Here is a 17047-nt window from a genome sequence, read left to right on the forward strand (position 1 = left end):
GGCTATATAGCTTTATCAGAAGAATTAGATAATATAAGTGCTTTTGGAGCAACAGAAGAAGAAGCCTTGAAAGAAATAAAAAATGCTATATCACTTTATTTTGAAGAAAAAAATATACAATTAAAAAGATCATGAAATATTGTCTTTTATGTTTGGAAGTAAATTGTAAATTGAAGTGCCTATAACACTTTCAAAATACGATTTTATTTCAAATACCCTTTTCCATCTCAATGCACTTTGTGGAAATGTGCCGTATCTTAAAGCAGCATCAACGAACCTTTTTTCAAGCAAACAAAATCCAGAAGGCAAAGCAAGACAATCGCATAATTGAATAAGTAAATCATAATCGTCATATACAGCATCAGCAACAAAATTTTTTATGAAATTGAAATCGCTTTCTGGCATATCAAATTTTCCTATTGCAGTATTTACATCTTGTATCATAAAGGCATGAGTGATACATATTTGAGCCATTTTCTCCCAGCCGTAATTTATGCAGTATTTGTATCCATCTATTAAATGCCTTTCTGCACTTATTCCAGTATATCTTCCTATATCATGTAAAAGCCCAAATATGTATGAATTGTCTAAATCCAGCTTTTTATCTGTTGATTTTTTATTGTATTCATATGCTATTATTCTTGCAGCTTTAGCAGCATATCTTGAATGTTCAGCCCAAGGAGTAGGGTTTGATTTGTATGCTTTGTTTAATTCGTATTCTGCTCTTTCTAAATCTAATATCTCTTTTTTGGCATTATCTTTCATTTTATTTATTGTATAACTTTTTTATAAAAAATAAATACTAATAGGGAACTTTTATATTAATTTTACGTCTAATAAAGCAAATAAAACAATTGGACACTATTATGCTAAAAAAAATCACTTTTATAATGACATCTTTAATGTCAGTTTTTTTATTAACTTCTTGTTCTCCTGAATTTAATCATATGCTGCATAGACCTCCTCATGCAAGGAATTATTTTGACTTTCCAATGTTGTTTGGCCCGCATTTCGGTATTAATGGTATACTTAATATAATAATAAAAATATTAATCATCGTTGCTTTAGTATTTTTAGTAAAAATGCTCTATAATAAAGATAGAAATAATAAAAAAGAGTAGTTTTTCAATCAAAAATTTTATTATTAATTACTATTGAATATTTTTTAGAAATTTAATATCATATTTTCGTAATATTTCTATGATTTAAATTTAAAAAATGAAAAAATTTATTACACTCGTAGTACATAGACCAACAACAGTATTTGTTACACTTGTATCCATGTTCATAATTGGAATTATAAGTATATCTAGGCTTAATATAAATTATTTGCCTGATATGGAAGTGCCTATAATAAGTATAAAAACCACTTATGAGAATGCAGGTCCTGAAGAAGTAGAAAAGTCTGTTACTAGAATAATAGAAAGTGCAGTTTCTTCTGTTAATAATGTAAAAAATATTACATCAAAATCTAAAGAATCTGAATCTAATGTTGAAATAGAATTTAATTGGGGCACAGATTTACAAACTGCATCTGATGATATAAGAGAAGCTATAGATATGATTAGATCGACATTGCCTGATGACAGCGACAATCCGAATATATCAAAGTTTTCAAGCGATGCTACTCCAATAATGAATATAGCATTCTTCGGTACAGATAATCTATCTTCGCTTTATGATCTGGTAGACAGTCAAATACTTACAAGACTTGAGCAGGTTGAGGGTGTAGCCCAAACTGAAATACGCGGCGGATTAAAAAAAATAATACGTGTTGATATAGATTTAAATAGATTAAATGCTTATTCAATAAATATTAATGATATAGTACAAACGCTTGCTTTGGAAAATCACAATGTTTCCGGAGGAGAAACTTATGAAGGAGTTTATAAATATAATATAAGAACTACAGGAGAGTTTAAAGAGGTAAGCGATATTGAAAGCGTAGTTGTAGAATTAAAAAATAATATTTATCCGGTAAGAATTAGAGATATAGCTTATGTGCATGAAGACTATGAAGATGATTCTGAAATAGTACGTATAAATGGGCAAAAAGCATTAACCATTGCTATAACTAAAGAATCAGGCGGAAATATTATACAGATAGCCAGAGATGTAGAAAAACGACTTGAAACTATAAATCTGCCCTCAGGTATTTATTATCAAATACTATTTAATAGTTCTGATACAATAAAAAATTCTATTCATAACGTTTTGAATACTGTATGGCAGGGTGCTTTATTCGCTGTTATAGTTCTTATGATATATTTATGGGATGTAAAAAGTGTATTTATTATAAGTGTTTCAATACCAATATCTGTTATAAGCACATTTATTTTAATGTACTTTTTTGATATAACTATTAATGTGGTATCGCTTTCAGGTTTGGTATTGGGTATTGGCATGATGGTTGATAATTCTATTGTAGTTCTTGAAAATATTTTCTATTATAACAATTATTATAATAAGAATAATTTTTCTAATGATAAAAGGATAATCAGAATAAATAATTTTAAATCATCAATTTTAGGTGCAAGCGAGGTTTCTATTGCTATAACGGCATCTACTTTAACAAGTGTTTGTGTATTTTTACCTTTCTTATTTGTACAAGGACAGATGGGGCAGATGTTCAGCGATCTATGTATTACTGTGTCAATATCATTAATGACTTCTCTTTTTGTAGCTTTAACAATAGTTCCTCTTTTAGCTTCAAGATTAAATAGTACTGCATCTAAAAATGGTAAAAAACAAATTTTTATAAATAGGTTAGAAAATTTTTTTAATGATAAAGTACATGATAATGTAGAAAAATTCTATTTAAGCATGCTTACTATAGTTATGAGAAATAAAAAGAAATCATTTATTTTAATAGGTTCTGTACTTTCTACATTATTAATATTGCTATTAACATCCATAGGTAAAGAAGGTTATCCTGTATCAGATGAAGGTACTATTATTTCAAGATTGAGGCTTCCGGTTGGTTCAAGAGTAGAGTTTACAGATACGTTTATATATAAAATGGAAAATGATATAGAAAGTGCTGTAAGCAATAATATGGCATATTATGAAACCAGAGTAAGAACAGGAAGAAATGAGCATCATGGAGAGGTTAGAGTAAAACTTGTTGATAGAGAAAGAGGAAGAAAATCTGATATAAGTTATTATATAGAAAATATAAGAAATAAAGTTAATGGATATCCTGGACGTATAGAACTTAATTCTGAAAATGTAGCTTTGGGAAAACCAAAAGATTATAGTGCTATTGTTATAGAGCTTATAGGCGATGATTTAGACAGAGGTTATGATGTTGCTAGTAATATTATAGTTGCAGCAAGTAAAGTTGATGGGGTAAGAAGCGTATTAATTAAAGAAGATGATTCAAACCATGAAATTATTTTTTATATAAACAGAGATTTAGTTTCAAAAATGGGTATAAACATTAACACCATAGCTAATATAATAAGAATGTCTTTCAGCGGTACAACAGCAAGTAAAATGTCATTAAATAATTCAATATACGTTGATACAGATATTATTGTGCGTTTGGAGGATACTAACAGAGACAGTCTTTCAAGCATACAAAAGATAATGATACCTACATCTAACGGAATAGTGCCGATTTCATCCGTTGTAAATATTCATAAAGATACAGGCCCTACAGAAATAAATAGAAAAAATGATAAAAGAATAATACAAATAAATGCAAGTTCTTACGGCAGACCTATAAATGAAATTGTAAATGATATTAGAAAGGAATTGAATAATATATATATATACCAAGCGGTTTTTCAGTTAATTTTTCCGGAGATTATGAGGATATGCAGGAGGCTTTCGTACAGCTTATTGTATCTTTAATAATGGCTTTGGTTTTTGTATATGCTATAATAGCAGGACAGTTTGAATCTTATATTACACCTTTTGTAATATCACTTGCTGTTCCTTTTGCATTATTCGGTGCTTTAATATTTTTATATTTCGGAGGACAGACTTTAAATGTTTACAGCGGAATCGGAATAATAATGCTTGTAGGTATAGTTGTTAATAATGGTATAGTTTTAATAGATTATATGAATAGGGCTGTATTGGAGAGAAATATAAGTTGGGATACTGCAGCTTTAGAATCATGTAAAAGAAGACTTAGACCTGTACTTATGACTTCATTAACTACAATATTAGGATTATTCCCTATGATTTTTGAAATTGGAAACGGAAGTGAGATGTACAGACCTTTAGCCATTGGTGTTTGCGGAGGTTTAATATTTTCTACGATGTTTACACTCATAATAATACCTTCTGTTTATTCTAGTTTTAGAAATAGATTTAATATAAAAAGACGCGATGATTGAGGTTTGATTATGAGTAAATATAAACCAAAAACAAATGATGAATTAAAAAAATTAATAGACGATGAAAACATTTCATTAGCTGATATTGATACAAGTTTAATAACAGACATGAGTTTTTTATTTAAAGAAAGCAAAAGAAAAAATTTTGACGGGATAGAAAATTGGAATACTTCAAATGTTCATGATATGATTGGTATGTTTAAAGATGCTCATTACTTTAATAATGATTTGAATAATTGGGATACTTCAAACCTTAAAAAAATTTCATATATGTTTTTTAATGCATCAGCTTTCAATAAATATCCTGATAAATGGAATCTTGATAATATAAAAGAAGCTTATGATGTATTTAATGATAATATTGATATAAAAAAACTGCCTCTAAATCTTAGAATAAATCTGTACTATGAAGACTTTGATAAAATAAAAGATATTGATATAAAAGATATATATAAAACTATTATTACTTCAAAAAATAGAAAGATTATAGCCTTTAGAACAAAATTAGAAAAAGAATATTATGATGAACTTAAAAATTTAATAGAACATAGAGAGAAAATAGAATCAGAAAATGAAGTAAAATTTCAAACTATAGAAGAAGTTTATGATTATGTTGATAATCATTATGAAGAAAGTTTTAATAGAAATTTAAAATTTGTTCAATATGATGATGATATATTTTCAAAAGATAAATCTGAAACAATTGATATAAAAATTATTAAGTTTATTTACGGAAGTTATTTAAAAGTTAAAGATAATGTAATGAGATTAAAAACTATAGATAATATTATAGATTTAATTGATATGGAAAGTTTTAGAAATGCTGCTTATAAAATATTTGAAAATGACAGAAGTAAAGTTGCTTCAAGAATAATTGTAGGTATATATGGAAAAGGCAGTATTATAAAAAATTATGCCAAAAGTATTCAAGGAAAAGAATTCTATCCGCGTTCTTATTATGTTTATATACTTGCTTTAAATGATGGAAAATACGCTTTAAGCTTAATAGATGAAATGGCTAAAAAATCAAAGATTGAAAGCGTGAGAAATGCTTCTAATTCAGCACTCGATGTTATAGCTGACAGAATGAAAATAAATAGAGATGAGTTAAGCGGTTTACTAATTCCTGATTTTGGTTTGAATAGAAACGGAGAGAGAATTGTAAATATAGAAAATAAAGAGTATAAAATATCCGTCAATTCAAAAATGTCTGTAGATATAATAGAAAATAATAAAATACTAAAAACTATCCCTAAAACTTTTTCAAAAGAATTAAAATCAGAAATAAATTTTATGAAAAAAGAAATTAAAAATGTTGTTAAAAGAGAAAAAGAAAAGATATTAATGCTTCTTATGAATGGAAGAAAATTAAGTTATGAATTTTGGAAAAAGATTTATATTGATAATTCATTTTTAAGTCAGTATTCTATAAATTTGTTTTGGAACTTATATGATGAAAAAGAAAATTTTATAGATATTTTTAGGTATTTAGGAGACGGAAGTTTTATTAATACGAATGATGATTATATAAAATTGAATGAGAATAATTTAATAAGTTTATGTTCTCCTGTAGAAATGAGTAATGAATTAATAGAAAAATGTATTAAGCAGTTATCAGATTATGAAGCAGCACAGCCTATTAAACAGCTTCAAATAATAAATAATTTAGAAAATGAATTTGATAAATATAATAGCATAAATACAACAGTATCAAATATAAAAAATTTTACTTCTCAATTTGCTTTTAAAGAAATTTCCGAATATTATGAAGAGGTTAATGGTTATGAATACTTTGATAATTACAGCGGTTTATCATTGTATATAGAATCTCCTTTTGATAGAAATTCAAATTATAATGATGAAATTGATATAAAAATATCTATTCAAGGCACAAACGAAAATAATAAACATTTATTTGACAGATTCATGTATGGAAGTATTTTAATTTTGGAGAATTTGATTAAATAATTAATAGTAAAATAATAATATTTTTTATACCATAGATTATATAGGAATAAAATATGCCAAATAATTTTGCATATTAACTGTGATGTATTTAAATTTGTTGGTATAAATTGAATTAAAAAAATATATTTGTATATAAGTAAACATAATAACATTATAATAAATAATCCGGCATCTAATTATAGCGCCAACGAGCCTAGACGTCGAGTATTAACTCGGAGCTTTTTATCTAGGCGAGTCTAGCAATAATAAAGAGAATAACAATAAATAAGCGAGCCGCAGCAGATGATAGCTTTACTGCCATCTAATTATAGCGCCAACGAGCCTAGACGCCGAGTATCAACTCGGAGCTTTTTGTCTAGGCGAGTCTAGCAATAATAAAGAGAATAACAATAAACAAGCGAGCCGCAGCAGATGATAGCTTTAGCTGACATCTAATTATAGCGAAGGCAAGAATAACAATAATAGAAAGATTTTTTTTATAAATCTATTGTGTAAAAAGACGATTAACTGTAATATTACTAAATCAAAATAAAAAATAAAGTTGGTTATAAATGAATAATATTGAAATGAATGATAAACCTAGAGAAGAATGCGGAGTTTTCGGTATTTACTCTAAAGATATAAAGAAAGATATATTAAAAACATTAAATTATGCACTTTATGCTCTTCAGCATAGAGGACAGGAAAGTGCGGGAATTACAATATCAAATTACAAACATTTATTTACTTATAAGGCTATGGGGCTTGTATCAGATTTGTTCTCAAGCAATATTCCAAAAGATACGGAAGGAAATATTGCTATAGGGCATGTAAGATATTCTACCACAGGTGCAAGCAGAATAGAAAATGCTCAGCCTCTTGAAAATTTATTTAGACTTGGACAAATCGCTATAGCTCATAATGGTAATTTAACTAATGCTGAAGAATTAAGAAATGAACTTGAAGAGGGCGGAGCAACTTTTAATGCTACTTCCGATACAGAAGTTATCATAAAGCTTATAGCAAGAAAAACAGTTAATAATTTTATAGAAGGCATAAAAGAAAGCGTTAATATAATAAAAGGTGCTTTTGCTCTTGTTATAGTAGTTGATGGCAAACTTATAGGTATAAGAGACCCTTATGGTATAAGACCTTTATGTTTAGGAACTAACTCCAATGGCGATTATTTTTTAGCTTCTGAATCATGTGCTTTAGATGCTGTCGGATCTAAATTTGTACGCGATATTGAAGCAGGTGAAATGGTTATAATAGATGATAATGGAGTACAGTCGTTTAAATATTGTAATAAAGAAGTAAAACATTATCCTTGTGCTTTTGAGCATATATATTTTGCACGTCCTGAGAGTAATATAGACGGTATTAATGTTTATAATGTTAGATTTCAAACAGGTGTATTATTGGCTAAAAAGAATACAGTTGATGCAGATATTGTTATTGGTGTTCAGGACTCTGGAACTATAGCGGCATTAGGATTTGCTAAAGAAAGCGGTATTCCTTACAGTATAGGATTAGTAAAAAATAGATATATAGGCAGAACATTTATTATGCCTGAGCAGTCCACTAGAGAAGAAACTGTTAAATTGAAATTTAATCCTTTGAAACATTTGATAGATGGAAAAAGAGTTATACTTATAGACGATTCATTGGTTAGAGGTACTACAAGTAAAATTTTAATTGATATTGTAAGACGTGCAGGTGCTAAAGAGGTGCATTTTAAATCCGCATCTCCTGTTATAAAAAGCCCTTGTTATTACGGTGTTGATATATCTTCTAAAAAAGAGCTTATAGGTGCAAAACTTTCTGTGGAAGAGATTAGAAAAGAAATTAATGCTGACACTTTGCAGTATTTAACTATAGAAGACATGCTTGAAGTTTTAGGCAGTCATAATTATTGTATAGGATGCTTTAGCGGAGAATATCCTACAGAAATACCTCATAAAGTATCTTCAGATAAAAATTGTTAACATAATTATAATTAATATTCTTCATTATGAAAAATTCTAATTGACTTTTATTAGTAATAAATTTATCATATTATTAAAAGCTATTAATTTAGAAGGAATTGCTATGAAAATATGTATTAGTGAAGAAGAATTGGTTGATAGTTTAATATCTGATGATGATGTTATTTATGTAGATAGTAAACTTGGAAGCAAGGTTTCTAATATAAAAAATACAGGCAAAATTGCTTGGGGAGTTCTAATAGGCGGTGTATTAGTAGCTGTTACTGCTATAATATCATCCAAAAAATTAGGAAAGGATAAAGCTTTAATTGCTTCTTCTATAGCTACTATTCCTTCTGCAGGTATTGCTATAGTTTATATAGGTCTTCCTTCTACTGTTTCATTAATACAGATTCTCATGCATGGTTATAAGAAAAACGGCGGTATTAATGGTGCTAAGGATTTAGTATTAAAATTAAGAAACAAATACTACATATCTGAGAAAGACAGAGAAAAACTCACTTTGAAGAAAATAGCCGGCGAGAAAGTGAAAGAAGTTAAAATAACAGAAATTAAAAAATCAGAAAATAAATAAAATTATTTCTTAGTTTTCAATAGTATAATATAAAACATATATTACATATTTTAATATTGTGTATATTGAATGATTAAATTTATAAAAATATTAACTTTAATCTATACTAGTTAAAAATTCATTAAAATAAATTTTGTATATATATTTTACTAAAGAAAATTCTTTTCAATCAATAATATAAAATACTTGGTTATTATTAGGCTTTATATAAAAATTAAAATATATTTATAATCGTTTATGATGAAAATCAAATAATAAAACTAAAAAATAGTAATAATTAGCTATCAATATAGTTATTTCATCTTATTTATTTTATTTAAATATTATTTAAAATATTAAATAAATTTGAGGAGAAATAAATATATGATAAATACAGAAGCATCTAAATTTATTGATAATAAAACTAAAAAAATAGGAGAGGTTTATTCGGCAGCATCTCATAGTGCTGGTGCTTTGCTTGCAATAGCAGGACTTGTACTCATGCTTATAAAAGTTAAAGGAAATCCAATTCCTGTTATAATATATGGTATTGGTATAATATTTTTATATACATTCAGTTCTTTATATCATTTTTTTCCAGACGGAAGAGTAAAAGCATTGTTTAGAAAATTTGATCATATAGGCATATATGTGTTTATTTCTGCTACATATACTCCTCTTTGCATATTTTCTCTTCCAAAAAATATAGGTTTATTAATTTTATCTGTTATATGGGGATGTGCTTTAATAGGAATTTTATCGAATACAGTTTTTAAATATAAAAATATTTATTTAAGGCTGTTCTTATATATTTTAATGGGATGGATAATAATATTTGCTTTTAAACCTCTTTTAAATTCTTTTTATATAGTACATTTAAATTGGCTTATATTAGGCGGTGTATTTTATACTATAGGTGCTTTTTTATATGCATTTGGAAAAAGATTTAATGATAAAGCTAAACAATTTACGCATGACATATTCCATATATTTGTATTAGCTGGGTCTTTTGCTCATTATTGGTTTTTGTATAGTTATGTTATATAAAATTTTTTAATTTATTTACATACCCCGCCCTTTAAAATTTTATGTATTTATTGTTAATGCTGATTTTTATTATATTTTTTATCAGAATAGAGACAGCACACCCGCACAAGCTGTTTTTAATAATGAAATGTATTTAATTATTTTAATATATTGTATATTTCATTTAGCTTTACAATATTTTGTTTATTTTCTATTTCGTAAACATCAGTTTCTATTAGTAAAGTTTTAAGATAAGGAATTTTTATAATATCAGTGTCTCTGTCTCCTATCATAAAAGAATTAAATAAATCTATATTGTATTTTTTTGATGCAAGCAAATGCATAGCAGCTTCTGGTTTTCTTAATACAGATAATATATTGTAAGGTTCAACATTCCCTTTTATATGATACGGACAATAATAAAAATCATCTATAATAGCATCGTATTTTTTATACTCTTCATATATATAGTTATGAACTTTATTAACATCCTCATTGCTGTAATAATTATAGGATACGCCTGCTTGATTAGTAGTCACTATTGTAATGTAGCCTTGTTTGTTAGCATATTTTACTATATCTATGAATTCTTTTTTTATTTTTACTCTGTCTACTGTTCCAATATATCCGACATCCTCCATCAATATTCCGTCTCTGTCAAGAAATAATGCTTTATTAACTTTTTTACTTTCATCTGCAAAATATGCCGGTATTCCGTATAATGTATTTTCTTTGAATGCTTTGTCTATTAATTCATTTATATATTCTGCATTTTTTATTATATCATCTTTAGCATACAATTTATTGTTATGTATTATTAAATTATTATTGAATGAATATCCGGATAAAATATTGGTTATATCATCTTTTATTATTTTGTAGTCTTTATCTATTGTGTATAATTTATTTTTTATTTTTGAATCCGTATCAAAATCAAGTGCTATTATAACAGCATTATTTTCAATTGTTTTTGAGAAGTTTAAAAAGCAGTTCTCTATATCTTTATTCATAATATTGGCTTCCTAAAATAATTATTTAAGTTTAATACAAAATAAAATTTTTATCAATTAATAAATATAATATTATTAATAATTGATTTTTTTATTTTCTGATATATATTATTAGCTAAATTATTGAGAGAGTTTCAATGGATAAAACAGATAAAATAAATAAATATATAAACATATTAAAATATTTATTAATTAATGTTGTGTCAACTATTCCAATATGTATTTATATAATTACATTGAATAATATAGATAGAAGCTATATATTCCCAATATTTTTAAATATTCATATATTTGTTAGTTTTTATTTATTTTGTTTTTCAGTGATTTTTCATATAAATAATTTTGATAAGAAAGTTATATTGATGACTTTTTTATCATTTTTGCTTGTAAGTCTTATAGCAGTTTTTTCAAATATTTATTTTAATTATGTATATATGCCTCCAACTAATACTCCGGATTTTCAGATATTATTAAATAGGGCTATATTTTTCAATATTATATTTTTTATAATTTTAATGCTTTCTTATAATTCTTTTAATGCAGTAAATACTGATAAAATTTCAGATTTTTTTACAGTATTTGGAGATACTTTTTTATGGTTTTTAATAATTAATACAGCAAGCAGCACTATTCTTTCTATATTAATTTATGCATTCCTTATAGTAGGTTTTTCTATAGTAGCATTATTTTCAGCTAGTACAGAAATCGGATTTTTAATAGCAAAATTTGTTATATGTGCATTTATATTCATATATGGTTTTATTCCATTTTTATCATACTATATATATATCAAGACAAAATCTGTTATATCAATATATGTTTCCAGAGCTTTATTAGTATTTAATTTATTTGCTATGTTTATAATGATGTTTTTTTTCTTTCCTTATGAATCAAGACCATATAATAATAGAATAGTATATATGATATATAATATACTTTTATCTTTTATTATTATGGGTTTAATGTTCACTAGAATGGATAAAAAATCAAATATTTTTATAAAAGCGATGTATTTGATAACTCCTATTTTTTCAGCAATATTTGCTTTATTAACAATAACAGCTTCTATATATAGAATAGCGAATTTCGGCATTACTCCGAATAAATTGGTATTGATTATTTTAAATATAATTTTTCTTATTCATTTAATTTTTATTTCTATTAATAGCATTATTTCTTTTATGAATTCTTTTAGAAATAGGTTAGATAATAGTACATTAAATATTGTTATCAGCAATAAGCCTTTATTATTTATTTATGTTTATTTATTATTTTCTTTGTTTGTATGTTTTGTTATTCCTATTATCTATATTAATTAATAGATTTAGTTTTTTCTATTCTAAATTAGAATTGTTATTATAACTATAGTAAAAAATATTAGGATATATAAGATGAACAATAAAAAGAAAGCGGTTTTAATAGTTGTTGACAGCTGTGGAGTAGGTGCTTTACCTGATGCGGCATTATTTGGAGATGAGGGTGTTAATACTTTAGGACATTTGGCGGAATTTAATAAAGGCATATCGCTTCCTAACATGGAGAGAATAGGATTAGGAAATATAATAGATATAGAAGGTGTTTCTAAAAATAATAATGCTATAGGTTATTACGGCAAGGCTATGGAAACATCAAAAGCTAAAGACACAACTACTGGACATTGGGAGATAGCGGGTCTTGTATCTGAAAAGCCTTTTAATACGTATCCAAACGGCTTTCCAGAAACTACGATAAAAGCTATTGAAAAAATGTCTGGAAGAAAAGTTGTATGCAATAAGCCTTATTCAGGTACAGAAGTTATAGACGATTATGTGGATGAACAATTAAAAAACGGTTCTCTTATAGTTTATACTTCTGCTGATTCTGTACTTCAAATAGCAGCACATGAGGAGATTATACCAATAGATGAGCTTTATGAAATATGCAGAAAATCCCTTGAAATATGCAATGAATTTTCTCCAGTAGCCAGAGTTATAGCACGTCCTTATATAGGAACTAAAGGAAATTATAAGAGAACAGAAAGAAGACATGATTATTCTGTTCCTCCAAGCGGCGAGACAATGCTTGATAGAATAAAAAATAAAAATCTTCCTGTTATAGGCATAGGAAAAACAAGCGATATATTTGCAGGTGTCGGTATTACAGAGAACAGACAAACTAATAAAAATAATCTTGATGGTATAGAAAAAACTATCAAAGCTATTAAAGAAGTTGATGAAGGCTTAATATTTACCAACCTTGTTGATTTCGATATGCTTTACGGACATAGAAGAGATCCTAAAGGATATAAAAATGCTTTGGAAGAGTTTGACAAGTATATACCAGATATGATTGATAATTTAAATGATAATGACTTGCTTATTATAACAGCAGATCATGGATGCGATCCTACATATAAAGGAAGCGATCATACAAGAGAGTACATACCTATACTTGCTTACGGAAAAAAATTAAAAAGTAATGTTAATATAGGGATAAAAGATTCTTTTGTATCTATTGCTGCTTCTATAGAAAAGCATTTATTCGGTGAAACAAAATTAGAGGGCTGTTTTTTATGAAATAATGATTATAAAATATTTTAATCGAATAATTTTTATTAACAGTAATATAGAATGCATTTCATCTTTTAAACCATATTCCTATATAGTTGACTATTTTTTATTATTGTGATATAATTAAGTGCATTTTTAGGTCATAAAAATATGAAAAACAAAACAAAACAAAACAAAACAAAACAAAACAAAACAAAACAAAACAAAACAAAACAACTTTATTCTTTAAAAAAATATATATATATATATATAATTATAGTTTTCATTTTAGTATTATCAATTTTTTCAATATTAGGAGGTATTTCTAGACAAGGTTATATTACAAATTTTGTAATAGATAGATATAATACTTTTAATATTAATGATACCAATGATTATGAGAAATTAAAATATTTTACAGATGAAAATTTTCAAGAATATCTATACACTAATGAAGTTTTAACAAATCATTATTATAATTGTAGGATTTTATATTATGATAAAATATTCAAAAATAATGATATATATGATGTTTTTATAATTCCAGATGAAAGTATGTCAAATAATTTGATATTTAAAAATGGTTCTCCATTTGGTTCAATTATTACTGATAAATTATATTCTTATAATGATAAATTAGAATCTATTTCATATAAATTAAAAGTAAAAACAGAATTTTTTATATATTTTTTAATATCTGTAATATTAATTCCTTTAATATTTTATAAAAAAACTAGAGTATATACTATATTAATAACATTAAATTATGTGTTATATTTAATGTTATTAGAGAATATTTTACCAAGATTTTTTGTATTAAAATTGCCAATTCATTATCTTGATATAATATTATCAAGTATTTTTTTAATAATTGCATATATATTGTCAAACCAAAAAATACTACCAACTATATTATTTTTCATTGTGAATACAATGTCTTTTTTTGTAATAGAACCAATAGCTTTAAATTATATAAAAACTTTTATATTTTTTAATGATATTCCTATTTTATACCATTCATTGATAGCTGTAATATCAGATATTAGATTAAAGACAATTATTATATTATTAACTGTAGTATATTTTTTATTGATATTATATTTGATTATATTTTTTATTTATAATTTGATAAAAATGAATAGATATAAATCAATTTTTTTATCTATTTTAATAATTATACTTGTATTTGTTGTTTTTTTTAGACCTGTAGAAATAATTACATGGGATATTGATTTTTATAGACAGATAGAAAGATATGGTATTATAAATACCATTAGTTATAAAATAAGCTATGATAAAATAAATAATGAAATACCAAGTAAAAAAGAAGTTGAAAATGCCATAATGTTGTTAAAAGATTTAGAAAGCAATAGAGATATCTCTGCACTTATTTTAAATGGTAGTCAATTTGAAAATAGAGATGTATTTTTGGTTTTTTTAGAATCTTTTTATGATTATTCGCATTTTGTAGAATTATTTGATGAGGATCCGTTTGGAATTGAATATAGACAGTGGGCTAGCAATTCACATAAAATTCCTCCTAGTATAACATCTGGAAGTTTTTATGCAAGACTTTCAGGATTAACAGCTTCGAGTCCATTATATCCTAAATCTCAAATTTCTAAAATTGAAAATAGTTTGCCAGATTTACTTGTTCAAAATGGTTATTACACAATTAGTTTAGAAGAATCTATTAGTACATATAATTTAAATTCATTTTTCCCTATGTTAGGATTTAATGAAGAAGTATTTGCATTATATACTGGTAATTTAAATTTATATATTAGTACAAATATGAATAATTTACAAAAACCATTATTTGCTAGCTGTTTTACTCTTTTAGGACATGACGGTATGTCTCCTAAAGATGAGGATAAGTATATATTAGGGTATTTGGAAAAAAATAAGCGTTTTATTGATTTATTTGATGCTAATGATAAGGATATTCTAATACAAACTTTTAAAGATTGTATTAGTTTGTCAAGAGAGGTTATTAAGATAAGAGATACAATATTAAAATTTTCTCCAAATGCATTGATTATTTTTAAAAATGATCATATGTTTCCAAATTTAATTGAAATGATAAGAAGATCTAAGATTGACGAAAAGATAAAATCTAGTTTTTTGGAAGATCAAACACCTACACCTATACTTATATGGAACGGTACAAATGGTTCATATAAGGCACCAATAAATTTTGTACCTGAAAATATACCACTTTTTATAGCTTTAAATTCTGGGGTTACAAATTATAATAGTAGTATGATATCTTTGCTATATAAGGATGAAATGAATGGAAGTATAAGTACATACCATAAATTTTATAATATTACTAATGATAGATATCTGTTGATAGATAGTATAGATACAAATTCTAATTTATATAAATATGAAAATGCTAGAAAAATTTTGTCTCAAGATATTTTTTTGGGTAAAAGATATTATTATGATTTGATAAAATCTGAGTGATAAATTTATATATATTGAATTATAATTTTATCATGATAATATTGATAACTATAAATTATTATTTATTGATTCTTTTATTTCATTATAAAGTCTTATTAATTCATTTGCATACTTTTCTTTTACAGTGAAATTTTTAAATCCTTCTGCAGTTTCCACCCTTATATCAGTCAAGAAAGGAAGTTTTTTTATTTCATTTTCTGCCTGTATGCTGTAGCTTCTGTCCACATAAGAAGTATCCATAAAATATATAGATGTTCCGTATATTACTTCAACATCAGTTTTTGGCATTAAAGATGTATAATATAAATTTATATATGAATTGTCATTGAACTTCAATACTATTTTGCTGTTTTCTGCAATATTAAATGCATCGTCGCTTATATATTGGGCTTCCAAAACTATACTATTAGTACCGCTTATATTTTTGAGTCTGAATTTTAAAGTTGATGACCAATAATTAATAGAAATATAATCAGTTTGATAGAATTTAGTTCCATAAAAAGAATCTTCTATTAAGTGAACTTTGGCAGCACATGATGACAATGTTATACTCAATATAATTAGTGAAAATAGTATAAATATTTTTTTTAATATTATCTTCATATTTTGTATACCCCATATTAACTTCTTAATAAATATTTTATATAATTTCTAAATTATTTATTTGAGGGAAATATTTTAGCGATAAATTTATAATACTTATCTTCTGGATATGGATTATCTGGTATGCTAATAATTAGGTAGGCATTTTTTAATAAATAATCATTTTTATCAAAATATTCTTGGTCTGTAACAGAAAAATTTGTATATTTTCTAGAATTAAATAAAAAATTAGCTTTAGTTTTATTATAACTGTTAGTATATATTAATAATTTAGAAACTTTTATTATGATTAATGAATATACATTATTGATTTTTTTTAATTCATGTTCAGTTATATATTCCATATTATTAAAAAATATATGATCACTATTAAAATTTTGTTTTGATTCTAATATTCTGCAAATATTGTTATAGTCATTTTTTATTATTTGTACATTATTTTTAAAATCAACAATAATGTTTTCTGGTTGGTTTTTTATTGGATATGGTTCATATTTTTCTATATACAATATATCTCCTATATTAATATAATTACCATTTTTGTCTAATAATTCATAATTTGAAATATCGAATTTTTCAT

The 17047-nt window shown here is 25.3% G+C and carries 12 protein-coding genes and 1 pseudogene; 9 read left to right on the forward strand and 4 right to left on the reverse strand.

What is annotated here, in order from left to right:
- Window positions 1–129: 129 nt before the first annotated feature.
- Complete coding sequence (locus tag Q0J90_RS05995; protein WP_297277036.1) at window positions 130–765, reverse strand: HD domain-containing protein; 636 nt, start codon at window positions 763–765, stop codon at window positions 130–132.
- 101 nt (window positions 766–866) lie between these two features.
- Here Q0J90_RS05995 and Q0J90_RS06000 point away from each other — a divergent pair, with 101 nt between their 5' ends.
- The 6 genes and pseudogenes from Q0J90_RS06000 to Q0J90_RS06025 all read left to right on the forward strand — a co-directional run bounded on the left by Q0J90_RS06000 (window position 867) and on the right by Q0J90_RS06025 (window position 9878).
- A complete protein-coding gene (locus Q0J90_RS06000; RefSeq protein WP_297277037.1) occupies window positions 867–1121 on the forward strand; it encodes a hypothetical protein in 255 nt (84 codons plus the stop codon).
- 97 nt (window positions 1122–1218) lie between these two features.
- Window positions 1219–4346, forward strand: a pseudogene (locus Q0J90_RS06005) (efflux RND transporter permease subunit).
- Between the two features lie 9 nt (window positions 4347–4355).
- On the forward strand, window positions 4356–6314 hold the full coding sequence (locus tag Q0J90_RS06010; RefSeq protein WP_297277038.1) for a BspA family leucine-rich repeat surface protein: 1959 nt from the start codon (window positions 4356–4358) through the stop codon (window positions 6312–6314).
- 551 nt (window positions 6315–6865) lie between these two features.
- Complete coding sequence (gene purF, locus Q0J90_RS06015; protein WP_297277039.1) at window positions 6866–8278, forward strand: amidophosphoribosyltransferase; 1413 nt, start codon at window positions 6866–6868, stop codon at window positions 8276–8278.
- A gap of 103 nt (window positions 8279–8381) precedes the next feature.
- Window positions 8382–8852: a hypothetical protein gene (locus Q0J90_RS06020; RefSeq protein ID WP_297277040.1), complete on the forward strand. Its 471-nt coding sequence runs from the start codon at window positions 8382–8384 to the stop codon at window positions 8850–8852.
- 363 nt (window positions 8853–9215) lie between these two features.
- The gene (locus Q0J90_RS06025; RefSeq protein WP_297277041.1) at window positions 9216–9878 is read left to right on the forward strand and encodes a hemolysin III family protein; all 663 of its coding nucleotides are present in this window, start codon (window positions 9216–9218) and stop codon (window positions 9876–9878) included.
- Between the two features lie 137 nt (window positions 9879–10015).
- Here Q0J90_RS06025 and Q0J90_RS06030 read toward each other — a convergent pair whose 3' ends face one another.
- Window positions 10016–10867: an HAD-IIIA family hydrolase gene (locus Q0J90_RS06030; protein ID WP_297277042.1), complete on the reverse strand. Its 852-nt coding sequence runs from the start codon at window positions 10865–10867 to the stop codon at window positions 10016–10018.
- A gap of 137 nt (window positions 10868–11004) precedes the next feature.
- Here Q0J90_RS06030 and Q0J90_RS06035 point away from each other — a divergent pair, with 137 nt between their 5' ends.
- From Q0J90_RS06035 to Q0J90_RS06045, 3 genes are all read left to right on the forward strand, one after another.
- On the forward strand, window positions 11005–12186 hold the full coding sequence (locus Q0J90_RS06035) for a hypothetical protein (protein WP_297277043.1): 1182 nt from the start codon (window positions 11005–11007) through the stop codon (window positions 12184–12186).
- A 72-nt stretch (window positions 12187–12258) separates the two neighbouring features.
- Window positions 12259–13422 carry a phosphopentomutase gene (locus Q0J90_RS06040; RefSeq protein ID WP_297277044.1) on the forward strand — a complete coding sequence of 388 codons (1164 nt, stop codon included), beginning with the start codon at window positions 12259–12261 and terminating at the stop codon, window positions 13420–13422.
- A gap of 144 nt (window positions 13423–13566) precedes the next feature.
- Entirely contained in the window at window positions 13567–15864 is a 2298-nt protein-coding gene (locus Q0J90_RS06045) for a hypothetical protein (RefSeq protein WP_297277045.1), read from the forward strand.
- A 48-nt stretch (window positions 15865–15912) separates the two neighbouring features.
- On the opposite strand, the gene Q0J90_RS06050 is transcribed toward Q0J90_RS06045, so the two are convergent.
- Both Q0J90_RS06050 and Q0J90_RS06055 read right to left on the reverse strand, forming a co-directional pair.
- Window positions 15913–16467, reverse strand: a complete 555-nt coding sequence (locus tag Q0J90_RS06050; protein WP_297277046.1) for a hypothetical protein — start codon at window positions 16465–16467, stop codon at window positions 15913–15915.
- Window positions 16468–16520: 53 nt separating this feature from the next.
- Window positions 16521–17047, reverse strand: a 527-nt coding sequence (locus Q0J90_RS06055; RefSeq protein ID WP_297277047.1) for a hypothetical protein, incomplete at its 5' end; no start/stop codon positions are given.

The sequence above is a fragment of the uncultured Brachyspira sp. genome, from assembly GCF_944390595.1.
In the GTDB taxonomy this organism is placed as follows: Bacteria; Spirochaetota; Brachyspiria; order Brachyspirales; family Brachyspiraceae; genus Brachyspira.

Excerpts from the sequence above, each read along its gene's own strand:
- Q0J90_RS05995 (WP_297277036.1), bottom strand. The coding sequence starts at position 765 with ATGAAAGATAATGCCAAAAAAGAGATATTAGATTTAGAAAGAGCAGAA.
- Q0J90_RS06000 (WP_297277037.1), top strand. The coding sequence starts at position 867 with ATGCTAAAAAAAATCACTTTTATAATGACATCTTTAATGTCAGTTTTT.
- Q0J90_RS06030 (WP_297277042.1), bottom strand. The coding sequence starts at position 10,867 with ATGAATAAAGATATAGAGAACTGCTTTTTAAACTTCTCAAAAACAATT.
- Q0J90_RS06050 (WP_297277046.1), bottom strand. The coding sequence starts at position 16,467 with ATGAAGATAATATTAAAAAAAATATTTATACTATTTTCACTAATTATA.
- Q0J90_RS06040 (WP_297277044.1), top strand. The coding sequence starts at position 12,259 with ATGAACAATAAAAAGAAAGCGGTTTTAATAGTTGTTGACAGCTGTGGA.
- purF (WP_297277039.1), top strand. The coding sequence starts at position 6,866 with ATGAATAATATTGAAATGAATGATAAACCTAGAGAAGAATGCGGAGTT.
- Q0J90_RS06035 (WP_297277043.1), top strand. The coding sequence starts at position 11,005 with ATGGATAAAACAGATAAAATAAATAAATATATAAACATATTAAAATAT.
- Q0J90_RS06010 (WP_297277038.1), top strand. The coding sequence starts at position 4,356 with ATGAGTAAATATAAACCAAAAACAAATGATGAATTAAAAAAATTAATA.
- Q0J90_RS06020 (WP_297277040.1), top strand. The coding sequence starts at position 8,382 with ATGAAAATATGTATTAGTGAAGAAGAATTGGTTGATAGTTTAATATCT.
- Q0J90_RS06025 (WP_297277041.1), top strand. The coding sequence starts at position 9,216 with ATGATAAATACAGAAGCATCTAAATTTATTGATAATAAAACTAAAAAA.
- Q0J90_RS06045 (WP_297277045.1), top strand. The coding sequence starts at position 13,567 with ATGAAAAACAAAACAAAACAAAACAAAACAAAACAAAACAAAACAAAA.